Genomic DNA, 17,882 nt, shown 5'->3' with positions numbered 1-17,882 from the left:
GGTCCATGTCAACGGCAGCCGGCCTGGGCACCAAGGGCATGCCCTCCGACGATCGCCGCCGCGAGATCCTCACCGTCGCGCTGCGCGAGTTCGCCGAGCGGGGCTTCGCGAAGGTATCCGTGGCGTCCATCGCCGCTGGTGCGGGTATCTCCAAGGCACTCGTGTATCAGCACTTCGTCTCGAAAGAAGAGCTCTACCGCGAATGCCTGACGGTGGTGGCCGAGCCGTTACTCGAACGCCTGGACCGGGAGATGAGCAGCGACGCGGCACCATTCGAGGTGCCCGCCAACGCATTACGCGCAATCTTCGACACCCTCGGCCCCGAGCGAACCGCGTGGCGGATAATCCACGATTCCACCGCCCCCGAGACCGGCGCCGCCGGACAGCCGGTCCGTGACTATCGGGAGCGGATCGCCGAACACGCGGTATCGGGCGTGCGCCGGCTCCTGCACTCGCTGGGCGATACCGACGAACGTGATGTGGACGCCCTGGCACAGGTCTGGACAGCGATCGTGGACTCGATCATGGCATGGGCTCACCGGCATCCGGAGGAGTCGGCGGCGGATCTGACCCGCAGATTCACCCGGCTCATCGACACCGTGTACTCCATCGGCTCGCTACGCGGGTAACCGCCACGACGCCGGCCCAGCGCCGCAGTCCCGCCGTCCGATCAGGAAAGCGGGACCGCGGGTTTCGCCGCGGTCCGGCCGGCGACCGACCTCATCCAGGGCCTTCGAGGTCTCCGCGAGACGCCGTGACCTACCTATCGGCCGTCCGGATCACGACCCGTCTCACCTCAGATGCCTGGCGAAGAACCTGTTGGCATCATCCCCCTCGAATCGCGGGACACCGGTATGCCCGCCCATATTGGCGTGCAGCGTCTTCTCCGCGGAGCCGAAAGCGTCGAACAGATCCAGCGCCTGCTGCCGGTCGTTTCCTTCGTCGTCCCACTGCAACAGGACCTGCAGCGGAATGGTGACCTGCCGGGCCTCCTCGAATATGACGCGGGGAACATAACTCCCGGCGAACAGCAGGGCGGCCGCGACACGCGGTTCGACCACCGCCAACCGGACACCGATGGAGATCACCCCTCCCGAATACCCGACCGGACCGCCGATCTCGGGTAACTCGAGAAGGTCGTCCACAGCGGCCTGCCATTCCGGCACCGCCCGGTCGACCAGCGGGAGGACGAGCCGGTCGACGATCTCGTCGGCGGGCGACTCACCGGCCGCCACTGCCCGGCGCAGTTCGGCCCGGGCCTGCTCCACGGCGGCGATGCGGGGCCGATCACCGCCGCCGGGGAGCTCGATGGTGGCCCCGGCGAAGCCCGCGACTGCGGCCTGCCGGGCCCGGGCCGCCAGGCGCGGGTACATCATGTCCAATCCACCGGGATGGCCGACCAGGATCAGCGGCGCGGGTACGGATACGGACGCGGGCGTCCACAGGATGCCGGTGATCTCGCCGAGGGCGAACCGGCGTTCGACAACGCCGTCGTCGAGGCGCTGTTCGGAAGTGAAGTGCATTGTCGTGCCTTTCGGGAGTGCTCTGAAGCGGCGCTCCCGGACGACCTATCGCCCGACCGTGACCCCAGCGGGGAGCACCCGTATCGATACTGCGTTCACGGATACCACCTCCTCGTTCTCTGGCACGGCCTCCGAAAAGGTAGCAATGCCCGCCGCCATCGGCCAACAGGTTTTCCGACCGCCCATGGTCTCCCGCTCCGGCGGCCCGCGAGGGCCGCACACCGTGGTGCGGCCGATGAAGAGATAATGAATCTCCCCGGTGAGTCCGGCGACCTATCGGTGTGGCAGCCCGGCCGACAGCTGGGCTGGTTGTCGAGCGTAGTGGGTGGCAGGATCTCCGCTGCCGTGTCCACGCCGATTCCAAGCGGTCCGAGTAGTTGCGGGGTGGTAGTGGCGAATCCGGCCAGGACAGCGCGTGCGGCGTTCTCGGCGTCGAGGGTGCCGGACTTGCCGTTCAGTCGCCGCAGCCGCCGGTCGGGGCGGCCGGCCTCGACGACCTTGTGCCCGGCGCGGCGTAGGAACGAGCCGTTCTCGGCTCTGACGTAGGAACTACCCGTCAGCGGGCAGAATGCGAAACGAGTGCAGACCAGGGGTCAGCGGCTCGATCGCGCGGAAGTCGCGTTGATCGAGAGTGAAGACGCGGTCGGTCTTGTACTTGTCGGCGAGCGCGACCCCGACCGCGTCGGCGAGGTCGAGTTGCAGCCCTTCATATTCGGCTCGAACCGATTGCGCGGTGGACAGGTCGGCGTGCTTCAATTCGGCAAGCCGGTAGCTTCCGTCGATCGTTCGGGCCAGCAACGCGTCGGTGATTTTCATTGCCGCGGAGAAGCCGAGGTCACGACGCGTCAAGTGATCCAGTTCGGTCAGCACTAGCGGCGAAATTATCAGCGTCTCGCGCTCCATCACCGATAGCGCTTGTTCGTGTTCGTCCTGATCTGCGTCGAATGCGGCGAAAAGAGCAGAGGTATCGGCGACGATGATCACCGGCGGGCCGACCGCTGCTTGATCTGGCGATAGATGTCATCGCGCATCTCGTCGACGTCACGTGAACGCCCACTACGGAAGACCGGGAGTGGCGCACTGTCCCGTGGACGGTCGGAAGCATCCAGCAGCATTGCGATACCGCGACGGATGAGTTCCGCCTTGCTCACACCGGTGGCCGCAGCTTCCGCATCGAGCCGGACCTCCAGGTCATCAGGGAGGTACACGGTCGTCTTTATCATGCCATATATGGTACCACCCATACCGCACCCACATCGGGTGCTCGATATCGTCCAAGATGCGAGGTCCGGGCAGTCCCGATAGCGTCACCGCCGATCTACGGCAACCAGGAAGGACCATAACTGTGGTCGATCGCCACGTTATCGACGTTCACGTCCTGCTCGTACGCAGCCGATGGCTGTTGCTCACCCAGCGCCGCGGCGGTGCCTTCGACGGAGAATGGCACCTGCCCTCCGGCAAAGTCGATGCCGGGGAGCCGTTGACCGCCGCCGCCGCCCGCGAAGCCAGAGAGGAAATCGGCGTCGTCATCGACCCCGCCCACTTGCGGTTCGTCCACGCCGCCCACGTCGCGAACTCTGGACCCGAACCCCGCCTCGGCGTCTTCTTCGAAGCCTCCGAGTGGATAGGAGAGCCGACCAACCAGGAACCCGATAAGTGCAGCGACGTGCGCTGGTTCCCGGTCGATCAACTCCCCGACAACCTCATCGCCTACCCAGCCGCCGGCATCCGCGCCTACCTCGACGGTGCGAACAGAGAGGCATTCAGCGAGATCGGCTGGGCATCGGCATCCGCTTCCATTTAACGGCGCGAACGGTCGTACTGGGCATGCGCCAGCGCGACCAACTTCGCCCGCACCACCTCGATCGGTGCATCGCTGAACTGGATGTTCGTCGAGAAATTGAACTCATCACGCTCGAACATCGCCCCATCGACCCCGCCGCCGGTCAAGTCCACCGCCGAATATTTCAGCAATTCTGCCGGGGTGTAGCGGCCGGTGTCCGTCTCCGCGACGACTGCGAGAACCACTAGAACATTCCATGCGCAGAACTCGATTCGGTCGCCTACTCGACAGACCGCATGAGCAACACGTCACCCAACATCAGAGCGACCGGAGACCAGCGAGCGTATGTCTCGCCGTTCTGCTCGATCACATCGACCTGGGCCACAATTCGACCCAATTGTCCATCCAAATGATCAACCGTAGGGACGAATACCGCTTCAGCCCTGGTCACTCTGATCTGGTCCTCCAGGAGCACCAGCCGCTGCGACCGAGTCCTGTCGACACGGAGTACACCGCAGACGTCATACCCGAACCGAATGGCCAGCCGCCTCATTCGGCACTCGTCCAGCCGCTGCCCATGTCCGCTGAGGTCTGTGCGTAGATACGCAATTGCCGGTACAAGCTCACATCCGTGTTCCTGCGAATCGGTCATGCGCGTTGGTCGCTCGTATGGGAGGCACGCCAGCGGGCGATCACAGCATCGACCTCCGCCTGTGGGTGAGATAGCTGACCGCGCGATGCGAAGGCGCGGAGCCCCTTCAACACCTCCCCCAACACACCAGGGTCGTAGCATTCGCTTTCTCTGGAGCAGAGAAGCACAGTCGCCATCGAAGTCGCTCCGCCGGAAACGCGGGGGAACAGAAGTTCCTCTGGAAGAGGCGCCACAGGTGGGGTGCTGAAATTCGTCGAAGAATGCGCGGTAGCCATGTACAAAGGTTCGCAACTGTCACGCATGATCCGGTGTGACACTTTGTCACCCGAGCAGTTCGGTCAGCTCCCTACTCGACGTCTTCAACCATCCGGCGACGCCGGCCACGAATCGCGAATGATGTCCTGAATCCCTGAACACGTCGGATACCACAGCAATTCGTCCCTCGCTTTGGCAGGGTCACTGACCAGAATCGGGGGTTCGGGTGCTGGGGGTTTGTGTAGGAGTCTGATATGCCGACCAGTGCTCTCTTCGACGGCAGCGATGACCTCGAGGATATTGGTGCCGCGCCCACTTCCTACGATGTAGCGCCGGGCTTCCCCTAGCGGCGGCATACGGGCGAAGCAAGCTACGAACGCTGCCGCGGCATCTTCAATGTGCAGGTAATCTCGCACAGTCCGGCCATCACCGTTGACCTCCAACACCGAGTCGTCGACCGCCGCGGCAATCGTCCGGGGAACCAGCCGGGTGACGTCGAGGTCCGCGCCACCGGCAATATTCATCAGCCGCAGTACCGTCGCTGACAGTCGACCGGTCCTTGACTGTGCGAATATCGCCAGCTCAGCGGCCATTTTGCTGGCAGCGTAAGGATGGGGAGGCGCGTCCGGAGTGTCCTCGGTCATCGGCTGATGTTCCGGTGAGCCATATATGGCTCCCGTGGAGGCGAAAACGATTCGTGGAACCCCAACGGCAGCCATTGCGTCCAGGAGCTCGACAGTCCCCGCGGTATTCACCTGGAAGTACCGCAGCGGTTGCTCCAGTGACTCCCGGGCACGCGTGAGACCAGCAAGGTGGCATACCGCATCGACTCCCTCGAGCGCCTTCCGGAGCTCGACACCGTCGAGCAGGTCGGCTACCCGGATCGCTTGCCCACCGATCGGCAGCTTTGTGCGTGTCATTGCTACCGGGTCGTGTCCTGCCCTGCTCAGGGCACCCACAACCGCCCGGCCGAGATAACCGTTTGCTCCGGTCACGAGAATCCGCACACTGTCCTCCTCGCCTCAGGGCAGCAGCTGATCACGATACTTCCAGGTGAGGGCCAGGCATGCAGCGGCCGCCGCGGCAAGTGGTTCGTGATTGAGCACCCGGCGCACGTTTTCCGCGGTCCAGCTGGATCCCACCGTCCCATCAGCGGCCACGTACATCTCTCCCTCCGCGTTGCGGGAGACGAGCCCCGCGAAAACTCGATCGAAAACATCCGCCTCGAAAACAACAGTCGTCAGAATCTCACCCGCGGGGGTCAGGGGATCCAGACCGAGGCCGAAGCACCACGCTCGGACGCTCCCTTTCTCGAGCGCCTCCGAGAGAGTCCGGTAGGGTTCCGCGGTGTAGTCAACTGACGTACCCCTACTGCCATCATGCTCTGGGGCATTCAACAACTCCTCGAAGAACTCGCGAATCATGTTTCGCCACAGGTCGAAATCACGATGAACATTCCACGGCCCGATGGCCGCGGGCTGGAATACACCCGCCGGAACGATATGTGTCAGCCCAGGAGCGAGCGTCACCGATGCCGAACCCCGCCGATGAAGGAAGAAGGTGTCACCATCGGGACCGCGCCGGATCGTCAATGTGTTGATACTGGGAAGCAGCACACGGCGACCGGTATCGAAAAGATCTCCGACCCGCGTCCGGAAAGGTAGGTCATGGAGTTCGATTCTCTCGCCTCGATCACGGGTCACCCACCGAGCGGCGGTCTCGTGGGCGAGAGCCTCGCATATATCGATCATGTCGAAGTAGGTGGTGAGCCCGAACCTCATCCGGCTCCCGCCCTCGTCGAATTCCGCCTCGAGCAGGCGGTAAGACGTCCGATTCTCGAAGAGGACGGGTTGCGCAATCGCTCGCACAGCTTGGCTGTAACGATCGAAACGCGTTCCGCCCGAGACCATCGGCCGCACGGACTCGGTCTCGATCTCGCTTCCATCGAGTAGCGGCTCATCGGTCTCGGTCACCAGATCGAGCTGCACACGATCCAACGGGACCGGAGCCGGCGCGATCCAGCCCGGCTTGGTCAGGCAGTTCGTACCCTCTATACGTCTCGGCTCCCAGTACAGGCGAGCAGCGACCGAAGTGAGAACATGCCGGTTGCGATTCAGTGTCTGTCGCACCAGCTTCCAGCCCTCGATATCTCTGTGATGGATTTCCCCCTCGGCCCGGCCGAGTAGGCCGAAAATCTCCGGTGACAACCCCATGGCCTCCGCGAACTGCCTCAGCTGGGTGACATCCCGGCACGATCGCGATCCGTTGACGTATTTGGACACCAGGCTGCGCTCGACACCCAGGATTCGCGCCATGGCTTCATGCGTCGCGATTCCCCGAATCTCCATGTACGCCTTGATCACTTCCCCGAGCCGGGGATCACCAGCGGCGGTCGACATGACCAGAGAGTATCCCTGCTAGGTAGTTGCGCGTAGGGGCATGTACACGTGGGCTGCGCGGAACAAGCTCATGTCCGGCGAGCGGTGCGAGGAGCTGGTCAGCTCGCTCACCTACTGGAACGTCATGTGAGTGGAGCGAGAAATGCCACCGCAGGGTGCTGTCGAGAGAGGCGGCAGGCACCCCGCGGTGGGTTTCTACCAGCCGAAAGTGGAGAACTGACGCCGGTCGGCGATGTGGCTCAGCGCGTCTCGGCAGTAACCGATCATCCGGTCCGGGAGCGCATCGAGGGCGAACCAGGCCAGGTCATCGTATTTGTCCGGCTCCATGTTCGCCGGCTCGCCCTCCCATCGCTGCACCTGAAAGAAGAACGCCACCCGTCCTCCCGAGGAGGAGTTGTGCGTGACGTGAGCGAAGTTCACCGCCGCGGGGTCGATCGTCACTCCGATCTCCTCTTTCGCTTCTCGCACCAGCGCGGCCACGACAGATTCGCCGACTTCCAGGTGCCCAGACGGTAGGTGGTAGGCGCCGTCCTCGTATCCGGTGTTCGCCCGCCGGCCGAACAGCACACGCCCCTGGCCGTCGGTGAGCAGGAGGTGGACATCCCCGATCACCTTGTGTCGTTGCGCGCTGGCAACAGTCATCCTCAGCCCCATCTCTCGTAGACGCACCCGACTTCGGGCATCGCGTCCAACAAACCTGATCCGCGCTCGCTGCGGGCGTATGCGCTCGACGTATAACGCCCGGGCAAGCCGACCTTTTGGAGAAGATATGCAGAATTTGCCCCACCGGTACGAGGAGAACCGGAACCATTATCCGCCGCCGCGGAAACCGTTCGAGCGCATATCGGAGAAGGATCTGTTTCACGCAGTCGAGACGATGCGCGAGGCATGGCCGGAACTGAGCGAAAATGCTCGATAGCCCTGCAAGTCGCCTCCGTTATCTCGAGCCTCAGCTGACGGCAGAATCAACGACCCTTGATACAACGAAGGCCCGCTTCCCGGAACGGGAAGCGGGCCCTACGTTTACGACCTTCTCAGCCGAGGAGCGACCTTACTTGGCCTTCTCCAGGACCTCGACCAGCCGCCAGCGCTTGGTGGCCGACAGCGGACGGGTCTCCATCAGCTGCACGCGATCGCCCACACCGGCGATCTCGTTCTCGTCGTGCGCCTTCACCTTGGAGGTGGTGCGAATGATCTTGCCGTAGAGCTTGTGCCGCGTACGGTCCTCGAGCTCGACGACGATCGTCTTGTTCATCTTGTCGGAGACGACGTAGCCGACCCGGACCTTGCGGGTGCCGCGCTGCTCCTCGACCTTCTCACTCATGCCGCATCTCCCTTGTCAGCGGGTGCAGTGGCCAAACCGAGCTCACGCTCACGCATGACCGTGTAGATACGCGCGATCTCGTGACGCACCACACGCAGCCGGCGATTGTTGGTCAGCTGACCCGTCGCCATCTGGAAGCGCAGGTTGAACAGCTCTTCCTTCGATTCACGCAGGCGGGAGACGAGCTCCTCCTCGGTCAGCTCGCGGAGCTCTGCGGCCGGGGTACCGGTTGCCATCAGAACTGCTCCTCCCTCGTCACGATCCGGCACTTCATCGGGAGCTTGTGCATCGCGCGGCGCAGGGCCTCACGAGCGATCTCCTCGTTGGGGTAACTCATCTCGAACATCACCCGGCCGGGCTTGACGTTCGCGACCCACCACTCCGGCGAACCCTTACCGGAACCCATACGGGTTTCGGCCGGCTTCTTGGTGAGCGGGCGATCCGGGTAGATGTTGATCCAGATCTTGCCGCCACGCTTGATGTGGCGGGTCATCGCGATACGCGCCGACTCGATCTGCCGGTTGGTCACGTACGCCGGCTCCAGCGCCTGGATGCCGAAGTCGCCGAACGACACCGCGGTGCCGCCCTTGGAGACACCGCTGCGGCTCGGGTGGTGCTGCTTGCGGAACTTGACCTTGCGGGGCATCAGCATGGGTCAGCCCTCCTGCTTCTCTGCCGGAGGCTCGGCCACCGCGGTGGCGGCCCGCCCGGCCTCGGTGCTGGTCGCGGTGGTGCCGGTGGAACCGGAACGACGCGGGCGGTTCGGGCGCTCCCGGCGCGGGCGGTCCCCGGCCGGGGCGCTCGGGGCGGTCAGCTCACGCTTGCCACCGACGATATCGCCCTTGTAGATCCAGACCTTGACACCGATACGACCGAAGGTGGTCTTGGCCTCGTACAGGCCGTAATCGATATCGGCACGCAGGGTGTGCAGCGGAACGCGGCCTTCGCGGTAGAACTCCGAGCGCGACATCTCGGCGCCACCGAGGCGGCCCGAGCACTGCACACGGATGCCCTTGACGTTCGGCGAACGCATGGCCGACTGGATGGCCTTGCGCATCGCGCGGCGGAACGCCACCCGGTTGGACAGCTGTTCGGCCACACCCTGGGCGACCAGCTGGGCATCGGATTCGGGGTTCTTGACCTCGAGGATGTTCAGCTGGACCTGCTTGCCGGTGAGCTTCTCAAGCTCGGCGCGGATCCGGTCGGCCTCGGCGCCGCGGCGGCCGATGACGATGCCCGGACGCGCGGTGTGGATATCGACGCGAACCCGGTCGCGGGTGCGCTCGATCTCCACCTTGGAGATGCCGGCGCGTTCCATACCGGTGCTCAGCAGCTTGCGGATGGCGACGTCTTCCTTGACGTAATCCGAGTACTGCTTATCGGCGTACCAACGGGACTTCCATTCGGTGGTGATACCGAGGCGGAAGCCGTGGGGGTTGATTTTCTGTCCCATTTACTTTGCCGCTCCCTTCCGGCGGCCACGAGTGCCACCGGCGGTGGGGACGCTCTCGACCTCGATGGTGATGTGGCTGGTGCGCTTGCGGATCCGGAACGCCCGGCCCTGGGCGCGCGGCTGGAACCGCTTCATGGTCGCGCCCTCGTCGACATACGCCGTCGAGATGACCAGGGTGTCCGGGTTCAGGCCGAGGTTGTTCTCGGCGTTCGCCGCGGCACTGGCCACGACCTTGGCGACCGGGACGCTGGCGGCCTGCGGGGCGAACCGCAGCAGGTCGAGCGCGTCGGAGACGCGCTTGCCGCGGACCAGATCCACGACCCGGCGAGCCTTCATCGGGGTCACGCGCACGTGCTTGGCGGTCGCGCGCGCAGTCGGATTCTGCGTTTCAGTGCTCATCGCCGCTTGCTCTTCCGATCTTCCTTGACGTGGCTGCGGAACGTCCGGGTGGGCGCGAACTCACCGAGCTTGTGCCCGACCATGTTCTCCGACACGAACACCGGCACATGCTTGCGGCCGTCGTGGACGGCGAAGGTGTGACCGATGAAATCGGGGGTGATGGTCGAACGACGCGACCAGGTCTTGATGACCTGCTTGCTGCCCTTCTCGTTCTGCACGTCCACCTTGGCCTGGAGGTGGTCGTCGACGAACGGGCCCTTCTTGAGGCTGCGTGGCATTTCTTACCTCCTCCTTAGCGCTTCTTGCCGGTGCGACGGCGACGGACGATGAGCTTGTCGCTCGGACGGTTGGGCTTACGGGTGCGGCCTTCCGGCTGACCCCAGGGCGAGACCGGGTGGCGACCACCGGAGGTCTTGCCCTCACCACCACCGTGCGGGTGGTCGACCGGGTTCATGACCACACCACGGACCGTGGGGCGGCGACCCTTCCAGCGCATACGACCGGCCTTGCCCCAGTTGATGTTCGACTGTTCGGCATTGCCGACCTCGCCGACGGTGGCGCGGCAGCGCACGTCGACGCGGCGGATCTCACCGGAAGGCATACGCAGCGTGGCGTAGGGGCCTTCCTTACCCAGCAGCTGGATGCTGGCACCGGCCGAGCGCGCCATCTTGGCGCCGCCGCCGGGACGCAGCTCCACCGCGTGGATGGTGGTACCGGTCGGGATATTGCGCAGCGGCAGGTTGTTGCCGGGCTTGATATCCGCGGTCGGACCGGACTCGATCTTGGTGCCCTGCACCACACCCTTGGGGGCGATGATGTAGCGCTTCTCGCCGTCCAGGTAGTGCAGCAGCGCGATATTGGCGGTGCGGTTGGGGTCGTACTCGATATGAGCGACCTTGGCCGGCACGCCGTCCTTGTCCAGCCGGCGGAAGTCGATCAGCCGGTAGGCGCGCTTGTGACCGCCACCGCGGTGCCGGGTGGTGATCCGGCCGTGGCCGTTGCGGCCACCGCTCTTGGTCAGCGGGCGGACCAGCGACTTCTCGGGGGTCGACCGGGTGATCTCGGCGAAGTCCGAGACGGACGACCCGCGGCGGCCCGGGGTTGTCGGCTTGTACTTACGGATTGCCATGAGTTCTTCTCTGCTTTCTGGATTCCCCGCCGCTTACGCGACCGGGCCTCCGAAGATCTCGATGGGCTTGCTGTCGGCCGAGATGGTCACGAGCGCGCGCTTGGTGTCCTTGCGCTTGCCGTAACCGAAGCGGGTCCGCTTGCGCTTGCCCTGACGGTTGGCGGTGTTGACGCTGGTGACCTTCACCCCGAAGACCTTCTCGACCGCGATCTTGATCTGGGTCTTGTTGGAGTCCGGGTGGACCAGGAAGGTGTAGGTGCCCTCCTCGATCAGGCCGTAGGACTTCTCCGAGATGACCGGCGCCAGCAGGATGTCGCGCGGATCGGCGATGGTGCTCACTTGCTCTCCTCCTGTGCAGCCTCGGCCGGGCCGTGCACGAAAGCGTTGAGCGCCTCGACGCTGAACACGACCTCGTCGCTGTCCAGGACGTCGTAGGTGTTCAGCTGGTCCGGTGCGATGGTGTGCACGTGCTCCAGGTTGCGGGCACTCTTCCAGGCGTTGACGTCCTCGCGGCCGACGACCAGCAGGAACTTCTTGCGCTCCGACAGCTCGGAGAGGAAGGTCTTGGCGGTCTTGGTCGACGGGGTCTGGCCCGCGACGAGTTCGCTGATCACATGGATCCGCTCGTTGCGCGCCCGGTCCGACAGCGCGCCACGCAGGGCGGCCTGGATCATCTTCTTGGGGGTGCGCTGGCTGTAGTCGCGCGGCTTGGGGCCGTGCACGGTGCCACCGCCGGCGAACTGCGGGGCGCGCGTCGATCCCTGGCGGGCGCGGCCGGTGCCCTTCTGCCGGTACGGCTTCTTACCACCACCGCGGACCTCGCCGCGGGTCTTGGTGGAATGCGTGCCCTGGCGGGCGGCGGCCTGCTGGGCCACGACCACCTGGTGCATCAGCGCGATATTGGCGGTCACGTCGAAGATCTCCGCGGGGAGGTCGACGGTGCCGTTGGTCTTGCCGCCCAGTTCCTTGACCGGCAGCGTGAGGTTCGCGGACTTCTTCTCCGTGCTTACTGCGGAGCTGGTCATGCGTGCGCACCACCCTTCACGGCGCTCTTGACGATCACGACGCCGCCCTTGCGACCCGGGATCGCACCCTTGATCAGCAGCAGGCCGTTCTCGGCGTCCACCTTGTGAACCGAGAGGTTCTGCGTGGTGACGCGGTCGTTACCCATGCGGCCCGACATGCGCATGCCCTTGAACACGCGGCCGGGGGTGGCGCAGCCACCGATGGAACCCGGGCGACGGTGCACGGCCTGCGCACCGTGGGAGGCGCCCTGACCACGGAAGCCGTGACGCTTCATGGTGCCGGCGAAACCCTTGCCCTTGCTGGTACCGGTCACGTCGACGTAGGTGCCCTCTTCGAAGACATCGGCCGAGATCTCCTGGCCGACCTCGAAAGTGGAGGCGTCCGCGACGCGGATCTCCGCGACGTGCCGGCGCGGGGTGACACCGGCCTTGGCGAACTGGCCGGACTCCGGCTTGTTCACCTTGCGGGGATCGATGGCACCGAAGGCGACCTGCACGGCGCTGTAGCCGTCGCGTTCGACGGTACGGATCTGGGTGACCACGTTCGGTCCGGCCTTGACGACGGTGACCGGGACGACCCGGTTCTTCTCGTCGAACACCTGGGTCATGCCCAGTTTGGTGCCCAGGATGCCGGCCGCGGGCCTGCTCTTGTTGTCAGTCATATCGAGAGTCCCCGTCACTGGATATTGACGTCGACGCTGGCCGGCAGGTCGATGCGCATGAGCGCGTCCACCGTCTTCGGCGTCGGGTCGAGGATGTCGATCAGCCGCTTGTGCGTACGCATCTCGAAGTGCTCGCGCGAGTCCTTGTACTTGTGCGGCGAACGGATGACGCAGTACACGTTCTTCTCGGTCGGCAACGGCACCGGCCCGACGACCCGGGCCCCGGTGCGGGTCACCGTCTCGACGATCTTGCGCGCAGACGCATCGATCGCCTCGTGGTCATAGGCCTTGAGCCTGATGCGGATCTTCTGTCCCGCCACGCTAAGTGTCCTTTTCTCCGCTTTCGTCCGTGGCCCGGAAACCGGCTACGGCGTCCGTACCACCTTCATTTGCACAGCCCGAACACACGATGACGTCTCACTGAGACCACGACCGGGCACGCCCGATCCTCGCCGCTGTTCATCTGTCATGGTTCTCCGGTCCACGCGGTCGGGCGTGTCGCCTTTCCGCTCATTCCTCGGCCCCGGAAGAATTTCTGATCGAGGCTCTCGGAACTGCGTCCCGGACGTACCCACACCGCATTGGGCGAGGTACTCGCTGGTTTTGCTCACCCCACCCAGCCGTGCCGTTTCATACAAACGACGGCGACCCGGGGCAAGGCAACCCGAACAGTATGCACGAGCCCCGGGAGCCGATTCAAATCGGGGTCGGGCGTGGTCGGAACATCGCCGGGCGAGTCCGCCCGGCAGCTATCTTACCGTTGAGTAAGATAGGCGGTATGACGAACGAGACCGCCACCTACCGCGGTTGGCGGAAGCTGCCGGACAATCCGCTGGGCCACGGCCTGTTCTCCCTCTCGATGGTGGCCCGCGTCCCGTACTTCGCGACCGTACTACCCCGCGTGGTCCGCCTGGAGCCCGGATTGTGCGAGGTCAAAGCCCCTAAATGGTTCGGAGTCCACAACCATCTGGGCACCTTTCACGCGATCGCGGCGTGCAACCTGGCCGAGATCGCCATGGGCATGCTGAGCGAGGCGACAGTGCCCACCACGCACCGCTGGATCCCCAAAGCGATGCAGGTCCGGTACCTGACGAAAGCGACCACGGGGCTGCGGGCTGTCGCCGAACTGGCCGAGATACCGGACTTCGCCTCGATCACGGCGGGACAGGACCTGACGGTACCGGTATCGATCTACGACAAGACCGGCACCCAGGTCGTGCACGCGGAGATCACGACCTGGGTCACCCCGAAGAGTTGACGGGCCCGCCGCCGAGCGGGCTCGAGCCCCCGGGTGCCGGCGTGCCGTGAACACTGTTGAATGCAGTGCATGGCAGCCAGCGTGGTCCCCGAGTTCGATATCTGTGTAGTGGGCCTGGGCCCATCCGGCCGCGCCCTGGCCCACCGCGCCACCGTGGCCGGTTTGCGCGTGGCCGCCGTGGACCCCCGGCCCGACCGGCTGTGGCCACCGACCTTCTCCTGCTGGATCGACGAGCTGCCGGAGTGGCTACCGCACAGTGTGATCGCGAGCCGGATCCCCGCGCCGGTAGTCTGGACCACCTCCGAGCTCCGCATCGAACGCCCGTACTGCGTGTTGTCGAAGCCGCTGCTGCGGGACGCGCTGCCGCTCGACGACGCCCGGGTGTTCGCGGCCCGGGCGACGCGGGTGGACCCGCACGAGGTCGAACTCGCCGACGGCACGATCATCGGCGCGGCGGTGGTGGTGGATTCGCGGGGTATGCCTTCTCCCGGCAACCGCCGGGCGGCCAGCGCACACGGGATCTTCGTGGCGGCCGAGACCGCCGCGCCCATGGTGGGTGAGGGGGAGGGGCTGCTGTTGGATTGGCGGCCGGAGAACGGCGCCGGACCCGACGAGCCCCCGTCGTTCCTGTACGCGGTCCCGCTCGGCGACGGCACGGTGATCTTCGAGGAGACCAGCCTCGGGCTCCGCGGTGGGATGCCGCAGCACGAGCTGCGCAAACGCACCCTGAACCGTCTGGCCGCGCACGGGATCGAGCTGACCGGGGAGGAGCCGAGCGAGGCCGCCCACTATCCGCTGGACACCGCGCCACCGCCCAAGGGAACCGGACGGGTGGTGCCGTTCGGTTCGCGCGGCGGGATGATGCACCCGTGCACCGGTTACAGCGTGGCCGATTCGTTCGCGCTGGCCGATACCGCGGTCACCGCGATCCAGCGGGGAGACGACGCCATCGCGGCGCTGTGGCCGTGGCGGGCCCGCCTCACCTACTGGATGCGGATGCGCGGTCTGTGGGGGCTGGGCCGGTTGACCACCGAACAGTCGATCGCCATGTTCGATTCGTTCTTCTCCGCGTCGCCACGGGGTCAACGGGCGCTGCTCTCGGCCCACGACGACTACGCGGCGCTGGGGGCCGTACTGTTCGGCACGGTCGCGCACACCTGGCCGTTCCGCTGGCGTTACGACCTGGTCGGCTGGACGAACCGCAACCGGTGGGCCGGCTACCCCTTCGCCCCGGCCGTGACCTCCGGGGAGCCGGCCCCGGAGGCCCGGGGGTAGCCGGTCAGCCGCTGGTTTCGGCCGCCTTCCGGTAGCCGCGTACCGCGGGATAACCGAAAACCAGGACGGCGCCGCCGACCCACAGCAGGGTATCGATGAGCGGTTCGGCCACCGGCCCACCGAAGGAAAGCCCCTTCATCGTCTCGATGGCGCAGCTCATCGGCTGATTCTCCACCGTGGAACGCAGCCACTCCGGATAGGCGGAGACCGGGACGAAACCCGAGTTGAAGAAGAGCAGCAGATTGGTGAGCAGACCGATCACCTGTACCAGCAGGGGGCCTTCGGTGAGGGTTGCCACCGCGGTGACGAAGACGGCGAACCCCATCCCGAACAGGACGGGCACCCCGATGAGGGCGAGCGCCGCCCACGGCCCCTGATCGAACCGGAAGCCCAGACAGAAACCCACCGTGAGCACGACCAGGGTGGTGATCAGCACGCGGATCGCCTCGGCCAGCATGCGCCCGGTCAGACCCGCCGCGCGATGGATGGGCATGGTCGAGAACCGGCCGAGCAATCCGGTCGCCTTCTCCGTTTTGAAACCCAGCGCGCTGACCACCGCGCCCGCCATCGCCGCGATGAGGGCGAGCATGGGGACGGTGCCGTAGAGAGCCGGACGACCACTGAAAGTGGAGATGGAATCGTCGAGCACGATCCAGAACATCACCAGTGTCAGCGCCGGATACACCACGGTCTGGATGGTGGTGGTGGGATCGCGCACCCAGGCCGTCAGCAGTCGTTTGCACTGCAACCAGCTCTGCGCCGCCCAGAGCGCCGGCGAATGCTGGGGACGGGCCGCCACCCGCGGCAGTTCGAGTGCCGCGCCGAATTCCACGGCGGTACCCGGCTCCGGGGATGCGGATGTTTCGATAACGCTCATACTCGCCTCGCACTCGCCCAGACCGCGAACGGGACGAACAACGCCGCCAGAGCGACGAGCCAGATCAATCCCACTCGCAGTACCTCCCAGGTGACCCCGTCGCCCGCCATATCGCGCAGCGCGTAGGCGAATTGGGTGATGGGCTGATTGCGCACGAACGGCCGGGCCCATTCCGGGAACCCGGTTTCCGGTACGAAACCACAGGACATCATGCCGAAGACGAGTGTCGGCAGGGTGAGTGCCTGGCTCAGTGACTGCGGGTTCTTGGTCAGGCTGCCCAGCCCGTCCGCGCCGATCGCCAGCACGGTACCCACCGCGAGCGCGAAGGCACAGAATCCGGCCGTCTGCCCCCAGCCGGAGGTGAATTCGAAACCGATGAGGTGGCCGTAGGCCAGTGCCGCGATCAACGAGACGGTCGAACGTACCAGCCCGGCGGCGATTCGCGAGGTCAACGGCACCAGCGAGCCGATCGGCATGGTCTGCAACCGGGTGCTGAACCCGGTGAGCGCCTCGAACGCCGCGAGCTGGGCGTTCGACATCATGGTGAAAGCCATGGTCTGCAGCACCACGATCGGCATGACGAACTGCGCGTAGTCGATGCCCTGGAACTGCATCACATACCGCAAGGGCAGATAGAAACCGAGGGTGAACACCAGCGGGGTGAGCACCGCGCTGATCAGCTCGCCCTTGGTGGCCATGGTCCGGACGATGCGCCCGGTCAGCGCATACCACTGCGCGAACGACGAAACCCGCGGTTGCGGGAGTTCGGTGAAGAGTCGGGTGCCCGGCACCGCGGGAGCGCTCACGTGGTGTCCCCCGCGCTCTGGCCCGGATGGCCGGTGAGGGACAGGAACACATCGTCGAGAGAGGGGCGGCGCAGGGCGATATCGGCCAGCGCGATATCGGCGGCGTCCAGCCGGCGCAGCGCCTCGGCCAGCGTCGCGGCACCGTGCGGAGCCGGGATGGACAGCCGCGTGGCGCCCGCGAGATCGGCCGAGACCGCGGGCGGAACCAGATCGCCCAGAGCCTCGGCGGCCCGGCCGAGCTGGGTGGGGTCCAGCGGGACCACCTCGCAGTAGCTGCCGCCGGTCTTCGCCTTGAGTTCGTCGGCGGTGCCCTCGGCGATCACCGTGCCCTTGTCGATCACGATGATGTTGTCCGAGAGGATATCGGCCTCTTCCAGGTACTGGGTGGTCAGCAGAACGGTGATGCCCTGTTCTTTCAGTGCCCGCACCAGATCCCAGACGCCCTGGCGGCTACGCGGATCCAGACCCGTGGTCGGTTCGTCGAGGAACACCACTTCGGGCCGGACCACCAGCCCGCAGGCGATATCCACCCGGCGCCGCATACCGCCCGAGTACTGGTGCACCGGGCGCCGGCCGGAGCCGACGAGATCGAACTCGGCGAGCAGGGTATCCGCGCGTTTACGTGCCGCCGATTTGCTCAAACCCATCAACCGCCCGAAGAGCTCCAGGTTCTCCCGGCCCGAGAGATTCAGGTCCAGGGCGGCGTACTGACCGGTCATCATGATCGATCGGCGCACTCCGGCCGGGTTCCGGCGCACATCGTGGCCGGCCACTGTCGCGGTGCCGGTGTCCGGGCGCAGCAGTGTGGAGAGGATTTTCACCGTGGTGGTCTTGCCGGCACCGTTGGGACCCAGGATCCCCAGTACCGTGCCGCGCGCGGCGGTGAAGCTGACACCACGCAGCGCGTGCACCGCGCCGAACGATTTGGTGACCGACTCCACACGGACCGCGTCCTCCGCTGCGGTGGCGGCGGGGGCGGCGCTGCGGGTACGGGACGCGGGACGCGGCTCCTCGGTTCCGAGGGCGGACGCACGGGTTCGCACGGACTCCGGCGGCGGGACA

The 17,882-nt window shown here is 65.7% G+C and carries 25 protein-coding genes; 4 read left to right on the top strand and 21 right to left on the bottom strand.

The annotated features are described in order from the left end of the window. The first annotated feature begins 5 nt into the window (after nucleotides 1-5). Nucleotides 6-629 carry a TetR/AcrR family transcriptional regulator gene (locus ACYR7D_RS09700; RefSeq protein WP_459549272.1) on the top strand — a complete coding sequence of 208 codons (624 nt, stop codon included), beginning with the start codon at nucleotides 6-8 and terminating at the stop codon, nucleotides 627-629. A 162-nt stretch (nucleotides 630-791) separates the two neighbouring features. Here the strand turns inward: ACYR7D_RS09700 and ACYR7D_RS09695 are convergent, their stop codons facing one another. From ACYR7D_RS09695 to ACYR7D_RS09685, 3 genes are all read right to left on the bottom strand, one after another. Then, nucleotides 792-1,523 (bottom strand): dienelactone hydrolase family protein, encoded by a 732-nt coding sequence (locus ACYR7D_RS09695; RefSeq protein ID WP_459549271.1) that lies wholly within the window; start codon nucleotides 1,521-1,523, stop codon nucleotides 792-794. Between the two features lie 549 nt (nucleotides 1,524-2,072). Continuing rightward, on the bottom strand, nucleotides 2,073-2,507 hold the full coding sequence (locus ACYR7D_RS09690) for a type II toxin-antitoxin system VapC family toxin (protein WP_459549270.1): 435 nt from the start codon (nucleotides 2,505-2,507) through the stop codon (nucleotides 2,073-2,075). Continuing rightward, nucleotides 2,504-2,746 (bottom strand): ribbon-helix-helix protein, CopG family, encoded by a 243-nt coding sequence (locus tag ACYR7D_RS09685; protein ID WP_459549269.1) that lies wholly within the window; start codon nucleotides 2,744-2,746, stop codon nucleotides 2,504-2,506. The genes ACYR7D_RS09690 and ACYR7D_RS09685 overlap by 4 nt, the downstream gene beginning before the upstream one ends. 122 nt (nucleotides 2,747-2,868) lie before the next feature. Between ACYR7D_RS09685 and ACYR7D_RS09680 the strand changes: the two genes are divergently transcribed. Continuing rightward, nucleotides 2,869-3,327 carry an NUDIX hydrolase gene (locus ACYR7D_RS09680; RefSeq protein WP_459549268.1) on the top strand — a complete coding sequence of 153 codons (459 nt, stop codon included), beginning with the start codon at nucleotides 2,869-2,871 and terminating at the stop codon, nucleotides 3,325-3,327. Here the strand turns inward: ACYR7D_RS09680 and ACYR7D_RS09675 are convergent. The 15 genes from ACYR7D_RS09675 to rpsJ form a co-directional block, all read right to left on the bottom strand. Further along, nucleotides 3,324-3,551: a hypothetical protein gene (locus ACYR7D_RS09675; RefSeq protein ID WP_459549267.1), complete on the bottom strand. Its 228-nt coding sequence runs from the start codon at nucleotides 3,549-3,551 to the stop codon at nucleotides 3,324-3,326. The genes ACYR7D_RS09680 and ACYR7D_RS09675 overlap by 4 nt on opposite strands. A 766-nt stretch (nucleotides 3,552-4,317) precedes the next feature. Then, entirely contained in the window at nucleotides 4,318-5,220 is a 903-nt protein-coding gene (locus tag ACYR7D_RS09670; protein WP_459549266.1) for an NAD-dependent epimerase/dehydratase family protein, read from the bottom strand. A gap of 15 nt (nucleotides 5,221-5,235) precedes the next feature. Then, nucleotides 5,236-6,612: a helix-turn-helix domain-containing protein gene (locus tag ACYR7D_RS09665; protein ID WP_459549265.1), complete on the bottom strand. Its 1,377-nt coding sequence runs from the start codon at nucleotides 6,610-6,612 to the stop codon at nucleotides 5,236-5,238. Nucleotides 6,613-6,807: 195 nt separating this feature from the next. Next, entirely contained in the window at nucleotides 6,808-7,254 is a 447-nt protein-coding gene (locus ACYR7D_RS09660) for an NUDIX hydrolase (RefSeq protein WP_459549264.1), read from the bottom strand. A 409-nt stretch (nucleotides 7,255-7,663) separates the two neighbouring features. Beyond that, nucleotides 7,664-7,936: a 30S ribosomal protein S17 gene (gene rpsQ / locus ACYR7D_RS09655; protein WP_459549263.1), complete on the bottom strand. Its 273-nt coding sequence runs from the start codon at nucleotides 7,934-7,936 to the stop codon at nucleotides 7,664-7,666. Beyond that, entirely contained in the window at nucleotides 7,933-8,172 is a 240-nt protein-coding gene (rpmC, locus tag ACYR7D_RS09650; protein WP_030522691.1) for a 50S ribosomal protein L29, read from the bottom strand. Before rpmC ends, rpsQ begins: the two co-directional genes overlap by 4 nt. After that, nucleotides 8,172-8,588 (bottom strand): 50S ribosomal protein L16, encoded by a 417-nt coding sequence (gene rplP / locus ACYR7D_RS09645; RefSeq protein ID WP_459549262.1) that lies wholly within the window; start codon nucleotides 8,586-8,588, stop codon nucleotides 8,172-8,174. Before rplP ends, rpmC begins: the two co-directional genes overlap by 1 nt. A gap of 3 nt (nucleotides 8,589-8,591) precedes the next feature. Then, nucleotides 8,592-9,389, bottom strand: coding sequence for a 30S ribosomal protein S3 (gene rpsC / locus ACYR7D_RS09640; protein WP_459549261.1), 798 nt, complete (start codon nucleotides 9,387-9,389; stop codon nucleotides 8,592-8,594). Then, the gene (gene rplV / locus ACYR7D_RS09635) at nucleotides 9,390-9,788 is read right to left on the bottom strand and encodes a 50S ribosomal protein L22 (protein WP_416564697.1); all 399 of its coding nucleotides are present in this window, start codon (nucleotides 9,786-9,788) and stop codon (nucleotides 9,390-9,392) included. It abuts the gene before it with no gap. After that, a complete protein-coding gene (gene rpsS, locus ACYR7D_RS09630; protein ID WP_062999056.1) occupies nucleotides 9,785-10,066 on the bottom strand; it encodes a 30S ribosomal protein S19 in 282 nt (93 codons plus the stop codon). Before rpsS ends, rplV begins: the two co-directional genes overlap by 4 nt. A gap of 14 nt (nucleotides 10,067-10,080) precedes the next feature. Further along, on the bottom strand, nucleotides 10,081-10,917 hold the full coding sequence (rplB, locus tag ACYR7D_RS09625; RefSeq protein WP_280397801.1) for a 50S ribosomal protein L2: 837 nt from the start codon (nucleotides 10,915-10,917) through the stop codon (nucleotides 10,081-10,083). 33 nt (nucleotides 10,918-10,950) lie between these two features. Further along, nucleotides 10,951-11,256: a 50S ribosomal protein L23 gene (rplW, locus tag ACYR7D_RS09620; RefSeq protein ID WP_019045018.1), complete on the bottom strand. Its 306-nt coding sequence runs from the start codon at nucleotides 11,254-11,256 to the stop codon at nucleotides 10,951-10,953. After that, entirely contained in the window at nucleotides 11,253-11,942 is a 690-nt protein-coding gene (rplD, locus tag ACYR7D_RS09615) for a 50S ribosomal protein L4 (RefSeq protein ID WP_459549260.1), read from the bottom strand. The genes rplW and rplD overlap by 4 nt, the downstream gene beginning before the upstream one ends. After that, nucleotides 11,939-12,604, bottom strand: a complete 666-nt coding sequence (gene rplC, locus ACYR7D_RS09610; RefSeq protein ID WP_459549259.1) for a 50S ribosomal protein L3 — start codon at nucleotides 12,602-12,604, stop codon at nucleotides 11,939-11,941. Before rplC ends, rplD begins: the two co-directional genes overlap by 4 nt. A gap of 14 nt (nucleotides 12,605-12,618) precedes the next feature. After that, a complete protein-coding gene (rpsJ, locus tag ACYR7D_RS09605; RefSeq protein ID WP_003938093.1) occupies nucleotides 12,619-12,924 on the bottom strand; it encodes a 30S ribosomal protein S10 in 306 nt (101 codons plus the stop codon). A gap of 458 nt (nucleotides 12,925-13,382) precedes the next feature. Here rpsJ and ACYR7D_RS09600 point away from each other — a divergent pair, with 458 nt between their 5' ends. Beyond that, a complete protein-coding gene (locus tag ACYR7D_RS09600) occupies nucleotides 13,383-13,862 on the top strand; it encodes a hotdog fold domain-containing protein (protein ID WP_459549258.1) in 480 nt (159 codons plus the stop codon). A gap of 69 nt (nucleotides 13,863-13,931) precedes the next feature. After that, entirely contained in the window at nucleotides 13,932-15,137 is a 1,206-nt protein-coding gene (locus ACYR7D_RS09595) for a lycopene cyclase family protein (RefSeq protein WP_459549257.1), read from the top strand. 4 nt (nucleotides 15,138-15,141) lie between these two features. On the opposite strand, the gene ACYR7D_RS09590 is transcribed toward ACYR7D_RS09595, so the two are convergent. The 3 genes from ACYR7D_RS09590 to ACYR7D_RS09580 are packed head-to-tail and all read right to left on the bottom strand — an operon-like array spanning nucleotide 15,142 to nucleotide 17,761. Further along, nucleotides 15,142-16,014: an ABC transporter permease gene (locus tag ACYR7D_RS09590; protein ID WP_459549256.1), complete on the bottom strand. Its 873-nt coding sequence runs from the start codon at nucleotides 16,012-16,014 to the stop codon at nucleotides 15,142-15,144. After that, nucleotides 16,011-16,820, bottom strand: coding sequence for an ABC transporter permease (locus tag ACYR7D_RS09585; RefSeq protein WP_459549255.1), 810 nt, complete (start codon nucleotides 16,818-16,820; stop codon nucleotides 16,011-16,013). The genes ACYR7D_RS09590 and ACYR7D_RS09585 overlap by 4 nt, the downstream gene beginning before the upstream one ends. Then, on the bottom strand, nucleotides 16,817-17,761 hold the full coding sequence (locus ACYR7D_RS09580; RefSeq protein ID WP_459550101.1) for an ATP-binding cassette domain-containing protein: 945 nt from the start codon (nucleotides 17,759-17,761) through the stop codon (nucleotides 16,817-16,819). The genes ACYR7D_RS09585 and ACYR7D_RS09580 overlap by 4 nt, the downstream gene beginning before the upstream one ends. Nucleotides 17,762-17,882 lie beyond the last annotated feature (121 nt).

Source organism: Nocardia sp. X0981, from assembly GCF_977089955.1.
Note: the sequence above shows the minus strand (reverse complement) of the source record. Positions and strands in the feature narration are given on the sequence as shown.